This window comes from Pectobacterium versatile (genome assembly GCF_003932035.1).
Taxonomy (GTDB): Bacteria; Pseudomonadota; Gammaproteobacteria; order Enterobacterales; family Enterobacteriaceae; genus Pectobacterium; species Pectobacterium versatile.
Window position 1 is genome coordinate 2,222,595 of record NZ_CP034276.1, and the last position, 23,229, is coordinate 2,245,823.

The 23,229-nt window shown below is 51.3% G+C and carries 15 protein-coding genes; 10 read left to right on the forward strand and 5 right to left on the reverse strand.

Going from position 1 to position 23,229, the window contains the following annotated elements:
• Positions 1–30: 30 nt before the first annotated feature.
• From cmoM to EIP93_RS10115, 7 genes are all read left to right on the forward strand, one after another.
• Entirely contained in the window at positions 31–816 is a 786-nt protein-coding gene (cmoM, locus tag EIP93_RS10085) for a tRNA uridine 5-oxyacetic acid(34) methyltransferase CmoM (protein ID WP_103860863.1), read from the forward strand.
• Positions 813–2,138, forward strand: a complete 1,326-nt coding sequence (mukF, locus tag EIP93_RS10090) for a chromosome partition protein MukF (RefSeq protein WP_125232664.1) — start codon at positions 813–815, stop codon at positions 2,136–2,138. Before cmoM ends, mukF begins: the two co-directional genes overlap by 4 nt.
• On the forward strand, positions 2,119–2,841 hold the full coding sequence (gene mukE / locus EIP93_RS10095) for a chromosome partition protein MukE (protein WP_039481284.1): 723 nt from the start codon (positions 2,119–2,121) through the stop codon (positions 2,839–2,841). Before mukF ends, mukE begins: the two co-directional genes overlap by 20 nt.
• 19 nt (positions 2,842–2,860) lie before the next feature.
• Positions 2,861–7,300, forward strand: coding sequence for a chromosome partition protein MukB (mukB, locus tag EIP93_RS10100; protein ID WP_125232665.1), 4,440 nt, complete (start codon positions 2,861–2,863; stop codon positions 7,298–7,300).
• A 435-nt stretch (positions 7,301–7,735) separates the two neighbouring features.
• The gene (gene ldtD, locus EIP93_RS10105; RefSeq protein WP_125232666.1) at positions 7,736–9,472 is read left to right on the forward strand and encodes a L,D-transpeptidase; all 1,737 of its coding nucleotides are present in this window, start codon (positions 7,736–7,738) and stop codon (positions 9,470–9,472) included.
• Positions 9,473–9,650: 178 nt separating this feature from the next.
• Complete coding sequence (gene mepK / locus EIP93_RS10110; RefSeq protein WP_039481274.1) at positions 9,651–10,199, forward strand: peptidoglycan L,D-endopeptidase MepK; 549 nt, start codon at positions 9,651–9,653, stop codon at positions 10,197–10,199.
• Positions 10,200–10,556: 357 nt separating this feature from the next.
• Positions 10,557–11,204: an MBL fold metallo-hydrolase gene (locus EIP93_RS10115; protein ID WP_010307825.1), complete on the forward strand. Its 648-nt coding sequence runs from the start codon at positions 10,557–10,559 to the stop codon at positions 11,202–11,204.
• 98 nt (positions 11,205–11,302) lie between these two features.
• Here EIP93_RS10115 and EIP93_RS10120 read toward each other — a convergent pair whose 3' ends face one another.
• The 4 genes from EIP93_RS10120 to pncB form a co-directional block, all read right to left on the reverse strand.
• Entirely contained in the window at positions 11,303–12,493 is a 1,191-nt protein-coding gene (locus tag EIP93_RS10120; RefSeq protein WP_125232667.1) for an amino acid aminotransferase, read from the reverse strand.
• Positions 12,494–12,815: 322 nt separating this feature from the next.
• Entirely contained in the window at positions 12,816–13,925 is a 1,110-nt protein-coding gene (locus tag EIP93_RS10125) for a porin (protein ID WP_275670647.1), read from the reverse strand.
• Between the two features lie 295 nt (positions 13,926–14,220).
• A complete protein-coding gene (gene asnS / locus EIP93_RS10130; RefSeq protein WP_010307810.1) occupies positions 14,221–15,621 on the reverse strand; it encodes an asparagine--tRNA ligase in 1,401 nt (466 codons plus the stop codon).
• A 192-nt stretch (positions 15,622–15,813) separates the two neighbouring features.
• A complete protein-coding gene (gene pncB, locus EIP93_RS10135) occupies positions 15,814–17,019 on the reverse strand; it encodes a nicotinate phosphoribosyltransferase (protein WP_125232668.1) in 1,206 nt (401 codons plus the stop codon).
• Positions 17,020–17,242: 223 nt separating this feature from the next.
• Between pncB and pepN the strand changes: the two genes are divergently transcribed.
• The 3 genes from pepN to EIP93_RS10150 all read left to right on the forward strand — a co-directional run bounded on the left by pepN (position 17,243) and on the right by EIP93_RS10150 (position 22,026).
• Positions 17,243–19,858, forward strand: coding sequence for an aminopeptidase N (gene pepN / locus EIP93_RS10140; protein WP_103970950.1), 2,616 nt, complete (start codon positions 17,243–17,245; stop codon positions 19,856–19,858).
• Between the two features lie 368 nt (positions 19,859–20,226).
• Positions 20,227–21,237, forward strand: a complete 1,011-nt coding sequence (pyrD, locus tag EIP93_RS10145) for a quinone-dependent dihydroorotate dehydrogenase (protein WP_010277017.1) — start codon at positions 20,227–20,229, stop codon at positions 21,235–21,237.
• Positions 21,238–21,438: 201 nt separating this feature from the next.
• Positions 21,439–22,026: a cell division protein ZapC gene (locus EIP93_RS10150; protein WP_010308830.1), complete on the forward strand. Its 588-nt coding sequence runs from the start codon at positions 21,439–21,441 to the stop codon at positions 22,024–22,026.
• A 61-nt stretch (positions 22,027–22,087) separates the two neighbouring features.
• Here EIP93_RS10150 and EIP93_RS10155 read toward each other — a convergent pair whose 3' ends face one another.
• Complete coding sequence (locus EIP93_RS10155) at positions 22,088–23,191, reverse strand: YcbX family protein (RefSeq protein WP_039481251.1); 1,104 nt, start codon at positions 23,189–23,191, stop codon at positions 22,088–22,090.
• Positions 23,192–23,229 lie beyond the last annotated feature (38 nt).

Sequence of the window (23,229 nt, forward strand, 5' to 3'; positions counted from 1 at the left end):
CCCCGTTTATATGATGCGGAACAATGACTGATGCAGGATCGCAATTTTAACGATATCGCCGAAAAATTTGCTCAGAATATCTATGGCACGACGAAGGGGAGACTTCGGCTGGCGGTATTATGGCAGGATCTTAGCGATCTTTTGACCCGACTTCCGGCACGGCCTTTACGCATCCTTGATGCGGGAGGCGGTGAAGGGCAGATGGCCTGTCGTTTGGCGGCTTTAGGACATCAGGTCTTGTTGTGCGATGTTTCCGGTGAGATGATTCAGCGCGCCAAAAATGCGGCGGCGGAGCAGGGCGTTACCCATAATATGCGTTTTGTGCAGTGTGCCGCACAGGATATCGCGCAATATATGGATAGCCCCGCCGATCTGATATTGTTCCATGCGGTGCTGGAATGGGTCGCGCAACCGCAGCAGGTACTGAAAACACTGTACGATAGCCTGTCGCCGGGGGGGGCATTGTCCCTGATGTTCTATAACCATCATGGGTTGTTGATGCGTAACATGGTGGTGGGCAACTTTGATTATGTTCAGGCCGGAATGCCTAAGGGCAAACGGCGCTCGCTCTCGCCGGACCACCCGCTGAACCCGCAAGAAGTGTACGGCTGGCTTGATGAGATGGGGCTGACCATTAGCGGGAAAACGGGCGTGCGCGTGTTTCATGACTACTTGAAAAACAAACAGCAGCAAGTTGAGAAATTTGACGACATTCTGGAGATTGAACAGCGGTATTGTCGGCAAGAGCCTTTTGTGAGTTTGGGCCGTTATATCCATGTCATGGCGCATAAACCCCATTTGAAGGATGCATTATGAGTGATTTTTCCCAGACTGTACCCGAACTGGTCGCCTGGGCACGAAAAAACGATTTCTCCATTTCCCTCCCCACCGAACGCCTGGCATTTTTGATGGCGATTGCCACGCTTAATGGCGAACGCATGGATGGTGAAATGAGTGAAGGCGAGCTGATTGATGCCTTCCGTCATGTGAGTCAGGGATTTGATCAGACGAACGAAACCATTACCGTCCGCGCCAATAACGCGATTAACGATCTGGTGCGTCAGCGTTTGCTTAACCGCTTTACCAGCGAACAGGCCGAAGGTAATGCGATTTATCGTCTGACGCCGCTGGGGATTGGCATTACCGATTATTACATTCGGCAGCGTGAGTTCTCGACGCTGCGCCTTTCTATGCAGCTCTCTATCGTGGCGCAAGAGCTCAGTCGTGCAGCCGATGCGGCGGAGGAAGACGGTGATGAGTTTCACTGGCACCGCAACGTATTTGCGCCGCTGAAATATTCCGTTGCAGAAATTTTTGACAGTATCGATCTGTCACAGCGCGTGATGGATGAGCAACAGCAGGGCGTTAAAGACGATATCGCCGCGCTGTTAAATCAGGACTGGCGAGCAGCGATCAGTAGCTGTGAACAACTGCTGACGGAAACGTCATCGACGCTGCGTGAGCTACAGGATACGCTAGAAGCCGCTGGTGACAAATTGCAGACGAGCCTGTTGAGCATACAGGATGCGATTATGAGTAATCCGCATAATCTGGAGTTTGTCGACAAACTGGTGTTTGACCTGCAAAACAAACTCGACCGCATTGTGAGCTGGGGACAGCAGACGATAGATCTGTGGATTGGTTACGACCGCCACGTACATAAGTTTATCCGTACCGCGATTGATATGGATAAAAACCGCGTCTTTGCCCAGCGGTTGCGTCAGTCGGTGCAGAGCTATTTCGATAACCCGTGGGCGCTGACGTTCGCCAATGCAGATCGTCTACTGGATATGCGCGACGAAGAACTGACGCTGCGTAGTGAAGAAGTCACCGGTGAACTGCCGCCGGAGCTGGAATACGAAGAGTTTAGTGAAATGCGCGAGCAGCTGATCGCGCTAGTCGAGCAGGCGCTGCATAAATATAAAGTGCAACAGATTCCGCTGGATTTGAGTGAAGTGATGCGTGAGTACCTCGCGCAGCATCCTCGCTCGCGGCATTTTGATGTTGCCCGAATCGTGGTCGACCAGGCAGTACGTCTGGGCGTAGCCGAAACAGATTTCACCGGATTGCCTGCATTGTGGCAGGCGATCAATGATTACGGAGCCAAGGTACAGGCCCATGTCATCGACAAATATTGAACAATTTATGCCAGTGAAGCTGGCAACCGCGCTGTCGAATAACCTCTTTCCTGCGCTGGACAGCCAATTGCGCGCTGGGCGTCATGTTGGCATTGAAGAACTGGAGAACCATGTATTTTTGATGGATTTTCAGGACGTGCTGGAAGAGTTCTACAGCCGTTACAACGTAGAGCTGATTCGCGCGCCGGAAGGATTCTTCTATCTGCGCCCGCGTTCTACCACGCTGATCCCGCGCTCGGTGCTGTCTGAGCTGGATATGATGGTAGGGAAAATTCTCTGCTATCTCTATCTGAGCCCAGAGCGTTTGGCGCACGAAGGCATTTTCAGCCAGCAGGAGCTGTATGAAGAGCTGCTGAGTCTGGCGGATGAAAGCAAACTGCTGAAGTTGGTTAACCAGCGTTCTACCGGTTCCGATCTGGATCGCCAAAAATTGCAGGAAAAAGTCAGAACCTCACTTAACCGCTTACGTCGGTTAGGTATGATCTACTTTATGGGCAATGACAGCAGCAAATTCAGAATTACTGAATCGGTGTTCCGCTTCGGGGCCGATGTGCGCAGCGGCGATGATGCCCGCGAAGCACAGCTACGCATGATTCGCGATGGTGAAGCGATGCCTGTTGAAGGTAGTTTGTCGCTGAAAGATGACAGCGACGACAATGATCGCACCGATGATACCGCGCCAGAAACGGGCGAGGATGAATAAGTGTTGAGGATGAACAGGAATGATTGAACGCGGTAAATTTCGCTCACTAACGCTGGTCAACTGGAACGGCTTTTTCGCCCGCACCTTCGATCTGGATGAACTGGTTACCACGCTATCCGGCGGTAACGGTGCTGGGAAATCCACCACGATGGCCGCCTTTATTACGGCGCTGATCCCTGACCTGACGCTGTTGCACTTCAGGAACACCACCGAAGCGGGGGCCACCAGCGGCTCACGCGATAAAGGTCTGCACGGTAAATTGCGCGCCGGCGTCTGCTACTCCACGCTGGATGTCGTTAACTCGCGTCATCAGCGCGTGCTGGTTGGCGTTCGCCTCCAGCAGGTTGCAGGACGTGACCGTAAAGTCGATATCAAACCTTTCACCATTCAGGGATTACCGACGGCGATACAGCCGACGCAAATTCTGACACAGGTAGTCGGCGATCGTCAGGCGCGCGTGCTCTCATTGCAGGAACTGAAAGATCGCGTCGAGGAGATGGAAGGCGTTCAGTTCAAGCAGTTTAACTCCATCACTGACTATCACTCGCTGATGTTTGATTTGGGCGTGGTGCCGCGTCGCCTGCGTTCTGCATCCGATCGCAGCAAGTTCTATCGCCTTATCGAAGCGTCGCTGTACGGCGGTATCTCCAGCGCGATTACTCGCTCGCTGCGTGACTATCTGTTGCCGGAAAACAGCGGCGTGCGTAAAGCGTTTCAGGATATGGAAGCCGCGCTGCGTGAAAACCGCATGACGCTGGAAGCGATCCGCGTCACCCAGTCCGATCGCGATCTGTTCAAACACCTGATCTCTGAAGCGACGTCCTATGTTGCCGCTGACTACATGCGGCACGCCAATGAACGCCGTATTCATCTAGATGGGGCGTTGGAACTGCGTCGTGACCTGTTCTCCAGCCGTAAGCAACTGTCCAGCGAGCAATATCGTCATGTAGAAATGGCGCGGGAGCTGGTAGAGCAGAGCGGGGCCGAAGGCGATCTGGAAACAGATTATCAGGCGGCCAGCGATCACCTGAATCTGGTGCAGACCGCCATGCGCCAGCAGGAAAAAATCGAGCGCTATAACGCTGATCTGGAAGAATTGAGCTATCGCCTCGAAGAACAGAACGAGGTGGTGGAAGAAGCGCGGGAGCAGCAGGCGGAAAACGAAGAACGTGCCGATGCTACCGAGCTGGAGGTGGATGAGCTGAAAAGCCAGCTTGCCGATTATCAGCAGGCGCTGGACGTGCAGCAAACGCGGGCTATTCAGTACCAGCAGGCACAGCAGGCGTTGGAACGCGCCCGCACGCTGTGCCAGTTGCCGGATTTAACGGCAGACAACGCGGATGAGTGGCTGGATAGCTATCAGGCGAAAGAGCAGGAAGCGACAGAGATTCTGCTGATGTTGGAGCAGAAACTGAGCGTGGCCGATGCGGCGCACGGTCAGTTTGAACAAGCTTATCAGTTAGTGGCTAAGATTGCTGGTGCGGTGAATCGCAACGAGGCCTGGCAGGTTGCGCGCGATTTGCTGCGCGACAGCGCTTCACAACGTTATCAGGCGGAGCGAGTACAGCCGCTGCGGATGCGTTTGTCTGAGCTGGAACAGCGACTGCGTGAGCAGCAGGATGCCGAGCGGTTATTGCAGGATTTCAGCAAACGCAACGGTCAGGATTATCAACCGGAAGAGCTGGAATCCCTCCAGCAAGAACTTGATGCCCGCATAGAAACGCTGTCATCGCTGGTGGCGGAAGCGGGTGAGCGTCGCATGGCGCTGCGTCAGGAGTTGGAGCAAACCCAACAGCGAATTCAGAAGCTGACGGCGCGTGCGCCAGTCTGGCTGGCCGCACAGGAAATGCTGACGCAATTGAGCGAGCAGAGCGGCGAAACGTTTGAAGATAGCCGTCAGGTGACGGAATTCATGCAGCAACTGCTGGAGCGCGAGCGTGAAACTACGGTTGAACGTGACGACATCGCTGCTCGCAAACGCCAGATTGAAGCACAGGTTGAGCGGCTGAGTCAGCCCGGTGGTTCGGAAGATCCGCGCCTGAACGCGCTGGCGGAACGTTTTGGCGGCGTGTTGCTGTCTGAAATTTATGATGACGTGACGCTGGATGATGCGCCGTACTTCTCGGCGCTTTATGGTCCCTCCCGCCATGCGATTGTGGTGTCCGATCTCTCGCTGGTGCGCGATCAGCTTGCCGGTCTGGAAGACTGCCCGGAAGATCTGTATCTGATCGAGGGGGACCCGCAGTCGTTTGATGACAGCGTATTTGCCGTTGACGAACTGGAACGTGCTGTCGTGGTGAAAGTCGCGGAGCGCCAGTGGCGTTATTCGCGTTTCCCTGAGGTGCCGCTGTTTGGCCGTGCTGCGCGGGAAATGCGTCTGGAAAGTCTGCGTGATGAGCGCGAAGCGCTGGCGGAACAGTACGCAACGCTGTCGTTTGACGTGCAGAAAACGCAGCGCCTGCACCAGTCTTTTGGTCGCTTTATTGGTACCCATCTGGCTGTCGTTTTTGATGACGATCCCGAAGTGGAAATTCGTACGCTCAGTTCCCGTCGCGGTGAGCTGGATCGTGCGATGGCTAGCTTTGATGGTGAAAATCAGCAGCAGCGCCAGCAGTACGAACAAGCAAAAGAAGCCAGCGCACAGCTGAATAAACTGATTCCGCGCATTAACCTGCTTTGCGATGAGACATTGCAGGATCGTGTGGAAGAGATTCGTGCGGAACTGGATGAAACCGAAGAGTCTGCCCGTTTCATTCAGCAGCACGGTACAACGCTGGCTAAGCTGGAACCGCTGGTTTCTGTCCTACAAAGCGATCCGCAGCAGCATGAGCAGTTGCAGGAAGATTATACGCAGGCGCAGAACGCACAACGGCAGGCAAAACAGCAGGCGTTTGCTTTGACTGAGGTTGTGCAGCGTCGCGCGCACTTCAGCTATGCCGATTCAGCTGGAATGCTGGGTGAGAATGCTGGCTTGAATGACAAACTGCGCCATCGTTTAGAACAGGCTGAAGCAGAACGGACAAAAGCGCGTGAGCAGCTACGCCAGCATCAGGCACAGCTGACGCAGTACAGTCAGGTTCAAGCCTCGCTGAAAAGTTCTTACGATGCCAAACAGGACATGCTGAAGGAACTGACGCAAGAACTTCAGGATATCGGCGTACGTGCGGATGCGGATGCCGAAGCGCGCGCTCGTCAGCGTCGTGATGAGCTGCATGCCGCATTAAGCACCAACCGCTCGCGGCGTAATCAGTTGGAAAAACAGATTACGTTCTGTGAAGCAGAAATGGACAGTTTGCAGAAGAAACTGCGCAAGCTGGAACGTGATTATCACCAGATGCGTGAGCAGGTTGTTACGGCGAAAGCGGGCTGGTGTGCAGTCATGCGTTTGGTGAAAGACAACGGCGTCGAGCGCCGTCTGCACCGCCGTGAACTGGCGTATATGGAAGGCGATGAACTGCGTTCCATGTCGGATAAGGCGCTGGGTGCACTGCGTCTGGCGGTTGCGGATAACGAACACCTGCGCGATGTATTGCGGCTTTCCGAAGATCCGAAGCGACCCGAGCGCAAAATTCAGTTCTATATTGCCGTTTACCAGCATCTGCGTGAACGTATCCGTCAGGATATTATCCGCACCGATGATCCGGTTGAAGCCATTGAGCAGATGGAGATCGAGCTTAACCGCCTGACTGAAGAGCTGACGGCGCGCGAGCAGATGCTGGCCATCAGTTCTCGCAGCGTGGCAAACATCATTCGTAAAACGATCCAGCGTGAGCAGAACCGTATTCGGATGCTGAATCAGGGGCTGCAAGCGGTCGCGTTTGGTCAGGTGAAAAGTGTTCGCCTCAACGTCAATGTGCGTGAAACGCATACCACGTTGCTTAACGTGTTGTCTGAGCAGCAGGAAATGCATCAGGATCTGTTTAACAGCAACCGTCTGACCTTCTCGGAAGCGTTGGCGAAACTGTATCAGCGCCTGAATCCTGAAATTGATATGGGACAGCGCACGCCGCAAACGATCGGTGAAGAGCTGCTGGATTACCGAAACTACCTTGAAATGGAAGTTGAGGTTAACCGTGGCGCGGATGGCTGGTTACGGGCGGAAAGTGGGGCGCTATCGACTGGGGAAGCCATCGGTACTGGGATGTCGATTCTTGTCATGGTGGTGCAGAGCTGGGAAGAAGAGTCCAAGCGCCTGCGCGGCAAAGATATTATTCCGTGTCGTCTGCTCTTCCTCGATGAGGCGGCGCGTCTGGATGCCAAATCGATCGCGACGCTGTTCGAGCTCTGTGATCGTCTGGAAATGCAGTTGGTCATCGCGGCACCGGAAAATATCAGCCCTGAGAAGGGAACGACTTATAAGCTGGTGCGTAAAGTCTACCAGAACAACGAGCACGTCCATGTGGTCGGGCTGCGTGGTTTTGGAACGGAAGCGCCAGAGACGCAAGAGCAAGCCTCGTAATGGGGAGCGGTAAACTTTACCGTTGCAAATCTTGCCGATATTTTCCTCTATAATTATAAAGCCGCTTTTTTAAGCGGCTTTATTTTTTTCGTAAAGCGTTGCCTAAAGGGAGTGTTGAATGCGAATAGCTTCATCAAACGCGTAAGATAATAATCAGAAGAAGAAGCAAAAATATTTTTCTCTTTATATACTGACGATGAAACGATTACAGATCGTAGAAGGATTTGCGGTTTTATGTTGCAAGGTGGCGTACCGTAATAACGGACGCTATATAAAATGATCATATTTCATTCTTTCTCGTTTTCTACACAAAAAAACCTAAAGAATGTGCTTACGCCAGTATGACCGTATACGAGCGAATTCGGTTTGTTATTTCCATATCCAACGTGGATTGTCGTGAAAGCATAGTGATTAATGAGTACAGGGGATAAATGGATGTTGTTGTTACATAAACGAAAAATGGTCAGGCTGCTGTTACGCGTGGGTTGTATTTGGGTCGGAAGCCTGTCTCCTTCGTTTTCGGTGCTGGCAGCATCTCCGACGGTGGTATCCGGCTTATCGCAAAGCTCGGGCGTGGTGTCTGTAGAAAATAGCCGTGCAGGGCTTCTGGCCGCGCTGCCGCACGGCATGTCGGTACATTATCTCTCTGATTTATCATCGCTTTATGCCCAACATCAGATGCAACCTATGTGGGCAGATAATCGTGCGGTTCAACAGTTTCAACAACAGCTGGCTGAATTGGCGATAGCCGGCGTACAGCCGCAGTTCACCACGTGGGTAACCTGGCTGACCGATCCGCAGTTGACCGGATTTGCGCGTGATGTCGTGCTATCGGATGCGATGCTGGGCTATTTGCAGTTCGTCTCGGGTGTAGAACGCAGCGGTAACGACTGGCTGTACAGCAGCGTGCCTTACCGCCTGCAATCGCCAGCGCTCAATATCGTTGCGCAATGGCAACAGGCCGTGAAATCCGGTACTAGCGCGGCTTATGTCGTTTCGCTGGCACCACAGCATTCGCAATACGCCAAAATGCATGAAGCGCTGAAGACGATGCTGACGGACAATCGCCCGTGGCCGAGCCTGAATCTGGCGGAGTCTCTGCGCCCAGAACAGCAGAGTCGGGAACTGGCGGTACTGCGTGAAATTCTGCAACGTACTGGCATGCTGTCTTCAACGGAGAGCATTACGCTATTTAACGAAAATACTGCCGCGACGCCAGTATCGACAGGACAGGCTCCACTGGTCGAGGGCGCTGCTATTGACGCCAGTTATACTGGCGAACTGGTTGATGCGGTTAAACGCTTCCAGCACTGGCAAGGGCTGGAGGATGATGGCGTTATTGGTAAGCGTACGCGCGATTGGCTCAATGTGTCCCCGCAAATGCGCGCAACGCTGCTGGCGCTGAATATCCAGCGTCTGCGCCTGTTACCGGATAATGTTCACACTGGTATCATGGTGAACATCCCCAATTATTCACTGATCTATTATCAGGATGGCGCTGAGCGTTTATCGTCGCGCGTCATTGTTGGGCAGCCTAAACGCAAAACACCATTGATGAGCAGCTCGCTGTATAACGTCGTGGTCAATCCGCCGTGGAATGTCCCTACGACGCTGACTCGGCAGGATATCATTCCTAAAGTGGTACGCGATCCCGGTTATCTACAGCGTCATGGCTACACGGTGTTGTCCGGCTGGAGTCAGGATGCTGAAGCGATCGATCCTTCAATGATCGATTGGCAGGTGGTGTCAGCGGAGCGCTTCCCCTATCGTCTGCGTCAGGCTCCAGGTGCGAATAACTCGCTGGGACGCTATAAATTTAATATGCCGAATTCAGAAGCGATTTATCTGCACGACACGCCTAATCACAATCTGTTCCAGCGTGATATTCGGGCGCTGAGCTCTGGCTGCGTGCGGGTTAATAAGGCGTCGGAACTGGCTAGCATGCTATTGCAGGATGCGGGATGGAATAATAGTCGTATTTCTTCCACGCTGGATCAGGGAAATACCACCTTTGTGTCAATGAAACATCGGATTCCGGTCAACCTCTATTACCTGACCGCTTGGGTAGCTGAAGATGGCAGACCACAGTTCCGAACAGATATTTACAATTATGATGACACCGCGCGTGCTGGGACGAAAGTGCTGTCCAGAGCAGGGCTGTTGCTTCAGTAAGTATTGAAAATACGGGCATTAGCGGCCTTGGTATTTTATCGTTTTGCGGAGGATCGATGCGATCTTCCGCAAACCCGTGAGCAAAGCGGGTTGACTCACTTTTCTCTGGCAGTTAAGGTTCAAGGCGGCACGTTTTGTGCCTCCTTTTATACCGTTCTTTAGCCAGGGTACTTGTTCTATGGATCACATTGACAATCATCGCCGTAAGTGGCTTGCACTGGGTGGTGCCGCGTTGGGTATCGCACTGCTTCCCGGTCAGGCATTTGCGACGTTATCTACACCCCGACCACGAATTTTGACGCTGAACAATCTGAATACCGGAGAGCTGCTGAAAACGGAATTCTTTGATGGCAAACGGTATAACAAGTCAGAACTTTCCCGCCTGAATCACTTTTTCCGCGACTATCGCGCCAATAAAGTCAAAACGATTGATCCCCAACTTTTCGATCAGCTCTATCGCTTACAGGTAATGTTGGGCACCAACAAGCCCGTACAGCTGATTTCTGGTTATCGCGCGATAGATACGAATAACGAATTACGTGCGCATAGCCGAGGTGTAGCAAAGCAGAGCTACCACACGAAAGGGCAGGCGATGGATTTCCATATTGAGGGCGTTCAACTCGCTAACATTCGTAAAGCGGCGATGAAGATGCGTGCCGGTGGCGTTGGCTACTATCCACGCAGTGATTTCGTTCACATCGATACCGGCCCCGTCCGCACTTGGTAATTCGCTACCGCAGCGCATACCCTAAATAATTCGAGTTTCAGGACAAAACGAGAGCGTTTTGAATAACGCGAAGCGTTAGCCCTTTAGGGCGATGCTCAATCATGAGCATCGTAACGCGGCAAGCGAGGGAATCCCGATGAGCTTACTCAGGTTCAGGTAAGTGATTCGGGTGACTGACAAATCTGCCAGAGGCAGGTTTGAACGCTGCTTGCAGCGGCCCCAACGGGGCGAGGTACACGTAAGTGTGCCGAGTAGCGCAGCCAACGCACATGCAACTTGAAGTATGACGGGTATATATTTTCTGATACGGTTCGTTAATGCGGAGCGAACCGCTCAGTTTATTCAACATGGAGTGATATGAAATATCAAATAGTCCCGGTGACGGCATTTAGCCAGAACTGCACGTTGTTATGGTGCGAAAAAACGAATGAAGCGGCGATTGTCGATCCCGGCGGTGATGCAGAAAAAATCAAACGTGCCGTCGCGGATGCAGGGATTTCAGTTAAACAGATTCTGTTAACGCACGGCCATTTGGATCATGTGGGTGCGGCTGCAGAGTTGGCCGAGCACTATCAGGTCGCAATTATAGGCCCGCAGATTGAAGATGCTTTCTGGCTGGAAGGGTTACCGGCACAGAGCCGCATGTTTGGTCTGGAAGAATGCGCGCCGCTGACGCCATCACGTTGGTTACAGGAAGGTGATGAGGTTAGCGTGGGCGAGACGACGCTGGCGGTTTTCCACTGCCCTGGTCATACACCGGGCCATATTGTTTTCTTTGATGCAGAATCGCGCTTGGCACAGGTAGGTGATGTTATTTTCAACGGTGGCGTAGGGCGTACCGATTTCCCACAGGGCGATCATCAGGCGCTGATTGCGTCTATCAAGAATAAGCTGCTGCCGCTGGGTGACGATGTGACGTTTATTCCAGGACATGGCCCGATGTCAAACTTAGGACATGAACGCAAGACCAACCCTTTCCTGCGTGAAGATGCCGCGATTTGGTAGTTTCTGTTCTTTTTATCAGTAAAGGGCAGAAATTTATCAATAAAAGACAGAAATGAAAAAGCCGACATAGTATGTCGGCTTTTTTAATTGCAGAACGATCAGAGTACGGCAACAATCGCTTCGCAGAGTGGCGCCATGTTTTCTGGCGTCATTCCCGCAACGTTGATACGGCCAGAATTCACCGCGTAAACGCCGAATTCATCACGCAGACGCAGAACCTGTTCTTTGGTCAACCCACTGAATGAGAACATTCCATTCTGATTGATGATGAAGGAGAAATCTTGATTTGCCCCTTTTTCCTGCAAGGTATTCACGAACAGCTGACGCATGCGTTGAATACGCTCACGCATTGCTGTCAATTCCTGTTCCCAGACGGCTTTCAGTGCATCGTTGCCCAGAATGGTCGCAACAACGGTCGCACCGTGTGACGGTGGGTTGGAGTAGTTTGCGCGAATAGCCGCTTTCACCTGGCTGAATGCTGTGTCTGCCGTTACGGCATTTGCGGCAATCAGCGTACAGGCACCGACGCGCTCATTGTACAAACCGAAGTTTTTAGAGTAAGAGCTGCATACGATCAGTTCATCGTGCTTCGCGGCAAAGAGTCGCAGGCCTTCTGCATCTTCTTCGAGCCCACGAGCAAAGCCCTGATAGGCGAAGTCAAACAGCGGCAGCCAGCCTTTTGCTACTGACAGTTCGGCCAGCGTAGCCCACTGCTCAGCGGTAGGATCGATACCGGTTGGGTTGTGGCAACAGCCATGGAACAGTACCACGTCGCCTGCTTGTGCGGCGTTCAGGCTGTTCAGCAGGCCATCAAAATCCAGCGCATGGTTCGCTGCATCGTAGTAGTCATACTGGCATACTTCCAAACCGACAGCAGAGAAGACGTTATTGTGATTTGGCCAGGTTGGGTTGCTGATCCAAATGCGTTTCGCAGACGTTTGATTTGCAATGAAATCAGCGGCTACACGCAACGCGCCGGTTCCGCCTGGGGTTTGCGCCGTACGGGCTCGTTTGTCGGCAATGATGGCATTCTGCTTGCCAAACAACAGCTCCTGCGTGCACTGACCGAATGCTGGCAGACCGTCAATGCCCAGATAGTTTTTGGTGGTTTCATTTTCCAGCAGATAGTGTTCTGCTTTTTTTACGCTGGTCAGAACCGGGGTTTTACCGGTTTCATCTTTATAGACACCAATACCCAGATTGATTTTATTCGCGCGGTCATCGGCGCGGAAAAGATCGGTCAGCCCGAGAATAGGATCGGCCGGTGCGGCAGAGATATTTTCAAACATTGCCAGAATGTTCCATAACTGAGATGAAATAAGAATTCTCAGAGTACCGTCAGTAAAAGGCTTTGCCAACCGTTGATGTCAAAAAGAAAGGGAAATAACAGGGAGAAGGAGAGAGACGAAATAAAAGACTGGTTAGACGAGAATAATTGGCGCAGCGTGGCGTAAAGCAGAAACCAAAAAAACGCGGGAGCGTTTTTCAACGTCGTTGGTGACGGCTCGTAAAGGTGGAATGCTATCCGGCTCACAATAAAAAAGACAGAGCCGAGGCTCTGTCTTTTCATGCAGTACGAACGATTAACTCGTTACGTTATGCGATGCCAACTTAGAACTGGTAAGTCAGGCCAACAGCAACTTTATCGTCGTCGTTAAGGCCATAGGCATTGTCAGACTTGATCAGGTTGATGTCATATTCGGTGTAAACAGACATGTTTTTGTTGAATGCATAGGTTGCACCCAGGCTAACATATTTGGTGATGTAAGCGTTTTTGTCGTTTGCATCATCTTTAGCTTTGCCAGAAACATAAGCCAGAGATGGAGTCAGACCGAAATCAAAGTTGTATTGAGCAACAGCTTCAAAGATTTTGGTTTTGTCTGCAAAATCAGTAGTAACGCCGTTTACAGTTTTATCGATGTAGCTAACATTGCGGTATTCACCATACGTAGCAGCCAAGTATACGTTGTTAGCGTCATATTTCAGGCCAGTAGCCCAAGCTTCAGCTTTTTTACCACGACCAGATGCCAGTGCATTCTGTTCATCAGTGCGGTTAACTGCAGCGTAAGAACCAACAATGCCTAAGCCAATGTCAGATTCGTAGGAAGAAGAAATACCCCAGCCGTCGCCGTTCTGAGTATCGATATCAGAACCATTGGCATTACTACGGTTGTTAAGGGTGTCTTTGCTGTTTTTACCTTGGTATTGAACAGCAAAGTTCCAGCCATCAACCAAGCCGAAGAAGTTTTTATTACGGTAGGTAGCAACACCAGTAGAACGGCCAGTCAGGAAGTTATCAGAGTTAGACTGATCGCCACCCCACTCAGGCAAAACGTCAGTCCAAGCCAGTGCGTCGTATGCAATACCCAAGTTACGACCATAGTCGAAAGAACCGTAGTCAGCAAATTTCAGACCAGCAAAGGCGTAACGAGTTTTGTCACTTTTGCCGCCGTCTGCTTCAGCGTTACGTGCGCTGAACTCATATTCAAAACGACCGTAACCAGTCAGTTCGCTGCTGATCTGAGTTTCACCTTTGAAGCCTAAACGAGCGTAAGTTTTGTCGCCATCGTTTTTGCTGTCATCAGAAAAATAGTGTTTAGCGGTAACTTTACCAGTCAGATCCAGCTTGTTGCCGTCTTTGTTATAAACTTCAGCAGCGTTGGCTGCGCCTGCGACTAACAGAGCTGGGATTACTACTGCAAGAATGTTGCGTTTCATCATTATTACCCTCATTGGTGTTATTTGGACACCTGCCACTGCCATAAATAATTCTTTACGGAACTATTCCTGAAAGTTTGGTGTCTTCCTGTGTCTGAACGCAGTTTTCCATTCACTCGCCAGTTAATCCACCCTAAAGATGCTACAAAGTTCGCAATCGGGTAACAAATGGAAATAATGTGTGTCTAAATGTAAAATTCAGGGAACTTTGTGAGGCATAACAAAAATTAAAAAAAAAGAGCCGGGAAACCCGACTCTTCTTTTCTACATATTTGTTTTACTTATATTAAATTTTTATTTAGAAACTGGCGTTCCGTGGTGTGCGTGGGAAAGGAATAACATCGCGCACATTTTGTACACCGGTAACATAGGCAATCAATCGTTCAAAACCTAAACCGAAACCGGAATGTGGAATGGTGCCGTAACGACGTAAATCACGATACCACCAGTAGTCTTCTTTATTCAGTCCCATCTCTTCCAGACGGCTATCCAACTGCGCCAGACGCTCTTCACGCTGAGAGCCACCGATGATTTCACCAATTCCCGGCGCCAGAACATCCATCGCTGCAACGGTTTTACCGTCTTCATTCATACGCATGTAGAAGGCTTTGATGTCTTTCGGGTAGTTTTTAACGACAACTGGTGCTTTGAAGTGTTGCTCTGCCAGATAACGCTCGTGTTCGGAGGAGAGGTCAACGCCCCAGTAAACTGGGTTCTCGAACTGCTTCCCACAGTTCAGCAGGATCTCGACGGCATCGGTGTAGTCCACCTGTGCGAAATCAGAGCTGACGAATTTTTCCAGTCGAGTGATGGCTTCTTTATCAACGCGTTCGGCAAAGAACGCCATATCATCGGCACGCTCGTTCAGTACGGCCTGGAAAACATATTTCAGTAAGTTTTCAGCCAGACCGGCAACGTCATCCAACGTGGCAAAAGCGACTTCCGGTTCGATCATCCAAAACTCGGCCAGATGGCGACTGGTGTTAGAGTTTTCTGCGCGGAAGGTTGGGCCAAAGGTATAGACGTTGGACAGTGCACAGGCGTAGGTTTCGCCATTCAACTGGCCGGATACGGTCAGGAATGCTTCTTTACCGAAAAAATCTTCGCTGAAATCCACTTTACCTTGTTCGGTACGCGGCAGGTTTTCCAGATCGAGAGTAGAAACACGGAACATTTCACCCGCGCCTTCGGTATCGGATGCGGTAATCAGCGGGGTAGATACCCAGAAGTAACCATTCTCATGGAAGAAGCGGTGAATCGCCTGTGCCAGCGTATGGCGAACACGCGCCACGGCACCGATCAGATTGGTACGCGGACGTAAGTGCGCCACTTCACGCAGGTATTCGATGCTGTGGCGCTTTGCCGCCATCGGGTAGGTATCGGGATCGTCAACCCAGCCGACGACGTTGACGTTGGTAGCTTGCAGCTCGAAGCTCTGGCCTTCACCCGGAGAAGCGACAACATTACCGGTGATTTCAACGGAGCAGCCGGTAGTCAGGCGCAGCACGTCATCCTGATAATTGGAGAGATTATTATTAACGACAGCCTGTAATGGATTAAAGCAGGAGCCGTCATAAACGGCGATAAAGGAGATACCGGCTTTAGAATCTCTCCGGGTACGTACCCAGCCGCGCACGGTGACTTCGCTGTCAACGGCGACACGGCCTTGCAGTACATCGACTACAGGCACTACGCTCATAAAATTCTCTCTTTAATTAATCGTGTTTAAGAAATATATCGTGGTTAAAACGTCAAATGGCCCAATCCGAGCCATTTGCTATGTTACTTGCGATGCAACAGGACACAAGCAGAAATCACCGGAATGGCGCGAAGTTTTCGCTCATGTGGGTGAATCTGCTGCAAAGTTGGTCAACATCTATAGGGGAAAGCCTCAACTGGCTTTTTTCACGCGGGGTAAGTCAAACGCTTTGCGTAACTCACACACGAAGTTCTGATCCTGACAGATGGTTTTACCCGGACTATCGGAGAGCTTTGCCACCGGCTTGCCGTTGCATTCCACCAGCTTGATGACGATATTCAACGGCTTCACGCCGGGGATGTCACACGTCAGGCGGGTGCCCATGCCAAATACCAAATTCACGCGTTGCCAGAAGTGACGATACAGCGTCAGCGCTTTATCCAGATTCAGATTGTCGGAGAAGACCAGCGTTTTGCTCATTGGGTCGATGTTCAGACGCTGGTAGTGTGCAATGGCTTTCTCTCCCCAATCGACTGGATCGCCAGAGTCGTGACGCAGCCCTTGATAGGCTTCGGCGAACGACAAATCGAAATCGCGCAGGAAGGCATCCATGGTGATGCAATCGGTCAACGCAATGCCCAAATGTGTGGGATATTCACGCAGCCACATTTGTAGCGCGGCGCGCTGGCTGTTTGCCAGCGTCGGACTAATCTGCTGATGTGCCTGAAACCACTCGTGTGCCTGCGTACCGACAGGCGTGATATCCAAACGGCGCGCCAGATCGTAATTGCTGGTGCCGATGAGGTAAGGGAAATCGGCTCGCAGCGTCGTAACAATAGTCTGCTGGATATCGCGCGAGAAACGTCGGCGCGTGCCGAAGTCCATTAGCTTGAATCGGCTGAGATCTACGTCCGCGCTGTTCTGGCGGAAGCTCTCCAGTGAGGCAGACAGTTGGGCGAGCGCCTGCTCAGTCGTGACGTCGGGCGAACGATCCCGATGCACGACTTCACTGATCACGGCCAGCAAGGGTACTTCCCACAAAATCACTTCACGCCACGGCCCGGTGATGCGGATATCCAGTTTGCCTGCATGATTCTTGATCGATACCTGCTGCGGATTGAAACGGAAGTCCCGCAGCCAGTGGAGATAATCCTGCTTAAAGAACGGCAGAGAAGAAAGATAGGTGAACTCATCGTCACTCAATGACAAGAAACGCATCAGATCGACCTGATGGGCTATCTCATCAGCGTAAACGCCTAATAACTCATCACCGCGACAGCGAAATTCAGCCGCAACGTCGACATCATAATAATGATGATACACCGCCTGTTGCATGTGCAGCTTGTAGGCGTCGGTATCCAGCAATGAGTGCAGAATCGGGGAAGTGTGCAAAGTCATAATGCGTTACAGCATCCTTGTAAGATGCCTATCCACCATTGGGACAATCAGCAATGTTCGGTCAGTATACCTTGATTATCCGTTTATTACATTACGACAACATAGCGAGACGTGCGGGAGTGAACCGCGGTACGATGATTATCCTCATTATTTTGTCGTGGTAACATTAAGATAACAGGCTTAGACTTGATCTTTGATGCTTATGACGAGGTGGAAAATTTATATGAATCAACAGCCGCAAATAAAATATCGCCATGACTACCGTGCACCGGATTACACCATTACCGACATTGCACTGGATTTCGATCTCCATGCTGAAAAAACTCACGTAAAAGCCGTTAGTCAGGTGGTGTTGCAGGGGGACGCTGGCGCGCCGTTGAAGCTGAATGGAGAAGGGCTGAAACTGATTAGCCTGAGTGTTGATGGCCAGCCGTGGACACATTACCAGCAGCAGGACGATGGCCTGATTCTGACGCAATTACCCGCGCGTTTCACGCTCAGCATCGAAACGGAAATCAATCCTGCCGCCAATAGCGCGCTGGAAGGGCTATACCTCTCTGGCGACGCGCTCTGTACACAGTGTGAGGCCGAAGGATTCCGCCACATTACCTATTATCTCGACCGACCGGATGTGCTGGCGAAATTCACGACGCGCATCACAGCCGATAAAGCTCGCTATCCTTATTTACTCTCGAACGGTAATCGTATCGCACAAGGAGAGCTGGAGGGCGGTCGCCATTGGATTGAATGGCAGGATCCGTTCCCGAAACCGGCTTATCTGTTCGCGCTGGTTGCTGGCGATTTTGATGTGCTTCAGGATCGTTTTACGACACGTTCTGGCCGCGATGTTGCGTTGGAGCTGTACGTTGACCGTGGCAACCTCGATCGTGCTGGCTGGGCGATGACCTCGCTGAAGAATTCGATGAAGTGGGATGAAGAGCGTTTCGGTCTGGAATACGATCTCGACATCTATATGATCGTCGCCGTTGATTTCTTCAACATGGGGGCGATGGAAAACAAAGGGCTAAACGTATTCAACTCTAAATACGTGCTGGCCAAGGCAGAAACCGCGACGGATAAAGACTATCTGAATATTGAAGCGGTGATCGGCCATGAATATTTCCACAACTGGACGGGCAACCGCGTCACCTGTCGCGACTGGTTCCAGCTTAGCCTGAAAGAAGGGCTGACGGTATTCCGCGATCAGGAGTTCAGCTCCGATCTGGGGTCGCGTCCGGTGAACCGTATTGATAACGTGCGTGTGATGCGCGGTGCGCAGTTTGCCGAAGATGCCAGCCCGATGTCGCATCCGATTCGTCCCGATCAGGTGATCGAGATGAATAACTTCTACACGCTGACGGTCTATGAAAAGGGATCGGAAGTGATCCGCATGATGCACACCTTATTAGGTGAGGAAAAATTCCAAGCCGGTATTCGTCTGTATTTTGAGCGTCACGACGGCAGCGCGGCAACCTGTGATGATTTCGTACTGGCGATGGAAGATGCCTCTGGTGTCGATCTCACACAGTTCCGCCGCTGGTATAGCCAGTCAGGCACGCCAGTGCTGACCGTACGTGATGATTACGATCCACAGACGCAACAATATCTGCTGAGCGTGAGCCAAAAGACGCCGATCGGTGCCGACAAGCAGCCTAAGTTGCCGCTGCATATTCCGTTGGATATCGAACTGTACGACCCACAAGGGCAGGTCATTCCGCTACAGAAAGACGGTCAACTACTGGCGTCGGTGCTTAATGTGACCGAATCCGAACAGACGTTCATTTTCGATCAGGTGCCTTGCCGCCCGATTCCTTCTTTATTACGTGAGTTCTCTGCGCCGGTAAAACTGAACTATGCCTGGAGCGATGAACAGCTGACGTTCCTGATGCGCCACGCGAGCAATGCTTTTTCGCGTTGGGATGCGGCACAGAGCCTGCTGGCTAACTATATCCGTCTGAACGTTTCTCGCTATCAGCAGAAACAACCGCTTTCTGTACCGATGCATGTTGTCGATGCTTTCCGTGGCGTGTTGCTGGATGAGAAACTGGATCCGATGCTGGCTTCTCAGATTCTGACATTGCCGAGCGAAAACGAGATTGCCGAGTTGTTTGACATCATCGATCCTACGGCTATCGCTGCCGTACGTGAAAGCATGACGCGTACGATGGCAAAAGAGATGGCGGATGAGTGGCTGGCGGTATACCACGCGAATCACGCGCCGCAATATCGTATCGAACATGCGGATATGGGCAAACGCGCGCTGCGCAACGTCTGCCTGCATTATCTGGCATTCAGCGATGCGGATCAGGCGGATAAATTGGTGCAGGCGCAGTTCCGTCAAGCGGATAACATGACGGATTCTCTGGCGGCGCTGTCGGCGGCGGTCGAGGCTCAGTTGCCCGTTCGTGATGAGCTGCTGACGCAGTTTGATAACCGCTGGCATCAGGATGGCTTGGTCATGGATAAATGGTTTGTGCTGCAAGCGACCAGCCCGGCAGCCGATGTGCTGACACGCGTGCGTGAGCTGCTGCAACACCGTTCATTCAGCCTGAACAACCCTAATCGCCTGCGTTCACTGGTGGGGGCATTTGCCGCGTCAAACCCGTCGGCTTTCCATGCTGAAGACGGGAGCGGCTATCGTTTCCTGACGGAGATTCTGACCGATCTGAATACCCGCAATCCTCAGGTCGCGGCACGGGTGATCGAACCGTTGATCCGCCTGAAACGTTATGATGCTAAACGTCAGTCGCAAATGCGTCAGGCGCTGGAACAGTTGAAGACGTTGGAAAATCTGTCTGGCGATCTGTTCGAGAAGATCAGCAAGGCACTGCAAGACTAATCCTGCCACAGTGATTCTTCTGTCACACGCGGTAGCTTGCCGCGTGTGACATTCTCCCTCGCGCTAATTTCTTACTTCCGCAAACGTTTTACTTTCCGCAGAGATGGCACTACCATCACCGACCGTGAATTCATAATCTTAGATTGTGACGATTATTTTTTGCGGAATGATAACGGTGGTAGGGGATAGAAGAGTAAAGCGTCCGCGCCAGGGATGGCGCGGCTCGAGCTTACAGGGATGTACTTGCAGCGTCTTTACGATCTATCCCTTACCACAGCGTGACTGACGTTATTATCAAGCGCTAATCCACTATTGCTTACTTCCAGCGTAGGCAAGATACCTTTGCGATAGGGATCTCAGGAGACAATATGTTCTATCCCGTTATCAAAAAAGCCCTGTTTCAGCTCGATCCAGAGCGTGCACATGAGCTGACCTTCCAACAATTACGCCGTATTACCAACACGCCTTTTGAATTTCTCGTCCGCCAATCTGTTCCTACTAAACCGGTTACCTGCATGGGGTTATCTTTTAAAAACCCACTTGGTCTAGCGGCGGGATTAGATAAAGACGGCGAATGTATCGATGCGTTAGGCGCAATGGGATTTGGTTTTATTGAAGTGGGGACGGTAACGCCGCGTCCACAATCCGGTAATGATAAACCGAGATTATTCCGTGTAGTGGAAGCGGAAGGATTGATCAACCGGATGGGTTTCAATAATAAAGGCGTGGATTATCTGGTCGAGAATGTAAAGAAAACACGCTTTGGCGGCGTATTAGGGATCAACATCGGCAAGAATAAAGATACGCCGGTTGAGCAAGGTAAAGACGATTATTTGATCTGCATGGATAAGGTTTATCCTCATGCAGGCTATATCGCTATCAACATTTCGTCACCCAATACGCCGGGATTACGCAGCCTGCAATATGGTGAAGCGCTGGACGATCTTTTGCTGGCGATAAAGAACAAGCAGACGGAATTAAAAGATAAGCATCAGAAATATGTTCCCGTGGCGGTGAAGATCGCGCCGGATCTTTCTGAAGAAGAATTGATCCAAATTGCCGACAGTTTGGTTCGCCATAACATCGACGGGGTGATTGCCACCAATACGACGCTCGACAGAAAACTGATTCAGGGATTAAACCACTGCGGGCAAACCGGAGGATTAAGTGGGCGTCCTTTGCAGACAAGCAGCACGGAAATTATCCGCCGTTTGTCACAGGAATTAGCAGGGCGTTTACCAATTATTGGCGTTGGCGGAATTGATTCTTTGGTTGCCGCACGCGAAAAAATGGCGGCTGGTGCGTCGCTGGTACAGATATATTCAGGCTTTATTTTCCACGGTCCTCGCTTGATTAAAGATATCGTTACACATATTTAATCCGAAATGCCTTTCATTTTTAGCTGGGGGTTTATTTATCCCCCCAGCTAGTCTATATTTTATCCGTTTGCGTAAATAATCTATCAACCGATGTCTGATCGTCTTACCGCAACGTTTATGACGATGAACGATTATTGCAATGTGAGAAAACACAATCAGCCATTTCTGATATTTCTACTGTGAAGGCGAAGGGTAAATAATATGAAGTTAAAACCTGACGATAACTGGCGCTGGTATTTTGATACCGAACACGATCGCCTGATGTTGGATTTGGCTAACGGCATGTTATTCCGTTCTCGTTTTCCATCTAAAATGCTAACGCCGGATGCATTTAATGAATGTGCATTCTGTGTTGACGATGCTGCGCTATTTTTTACCTATAACGACAAATGTCAGAAAGCGGCGCTGCATCGTGACCTTCAAGGCGAATTAGTTCTGAATGCGTTGGTCGCAAGCCGATTCTTAAAACCGCTTATGCCAAAAAGCTGGCACTTCATCCAACAGCCGGATGCCGTAACGTATTCGCCGCAGGCGGGTGATGTTGTACAGGTACAGCTCACTGAAACCCATGAAACGGCCTGTTTTCTGGTGGCGGAAGCAGGGGATAAAGCCTGTCTCTGTCTGCTGGCGCAAGAACAACTGTCATTAAGTGGAAAGACCATGGGGCTGGGCGACGCCATAAAAATCATGCACGACAGGCTAATGCCTGCCGTCGTTCAGAATAGAGCTGAGTGGGAAACCGCGTTGGGTGAAGGCACGTCGGCATTTGAGTACGCCAAGGTCGTCTAAACCCCGTCATACTTTAAGCTGCATACGTGCTGGCTTTTCTTCGACTATTGCAGATGCTTTTCTATTGCAAATGCAGGTCACTCTGCGGAATACAGCTACAGCTAAGAATCTCGCCGTTTTCCCTGATGGCACTTTGCTTCAGTGCGGAGACCTCTCCGCTGACTAACGTCAATTTACAGCAACCGCACAGTCCTGCCCGACAGGAATAGGGGATTCGGATACCCTGTTGCTCCAACTGTTCCAGTAAAATCTGCTGATTATTCCCTTGTAACGATTTTCCCTGATAGTGGATGGTGACGGCCTGTTCGCTTTTTTCGGGAACGACAAGGCTTTCGACTACCTGACCGGAACCATAAGGACGCGGCGGTTTGGTTGCTAACACTTCCAATGTGTCGCCCACGCGAATGATGCCCGTATTTCTGGCGACCAGATTTTGCCCAAAATCAACGTCGCCGTTCTCGGCTGTACGGAAAGATTGCAGCGTTGCCAGTGGTTCTCCTGACGGATGCTTACGGCCACGTTCGATGCTGACGGTGGTGAAAATGCAGCGGCTACAGGGTTTGACGACGTCAAAAATAACCTCGCCAATCCGAATGGTCTTCCAACTGTCTTCGGCAAAGGCTTCCGCGCCTGTTACGACCAAATTGGGACGGAATTGTTCGATTTTAATGCCGGCGGAACAGCGCTGGCGTAGCGCCTGAAATGAGGCATCATTAATTAGCAGAAACGGATAGCCGTCGGCAAATGCTAAAGGAACGTCTGGATAATGCTTCACTCGCCGCGATGGCTCATTGCCCACCCAGCGAAGCTGTACGGCACGCTGAAAATAGTGACTTAACCAGACATTGATGGCTTCAGGGGCGACGAGTGCCGTAAAGTGCGTCCCCCAGACTTCTGTCGGCTGAGGTGTTTCGGTGAAGTCGGCAAAACGTATAGTGGCCGTTTGACCATCCGGCGCAGCAATAAACAGTCCATCGGGTAACAAGGCGGGAGTAAATAGCACCATCTGCGGATACTGGCGGGCAGTAATAAATGTGCCATCCGATTCGGTAATCATGAAGGCACGATCGTTCGCCAAACCGCTGACAGACGCCATTGCGTGGGACAGTTGCAGCCCCCGCATCGATTTTACCGGATGAATATAAAGCCGCGTTACGCCAATCACTGACCTGTTCCTTGCCAAAGTAAAACGGCAACTTTATG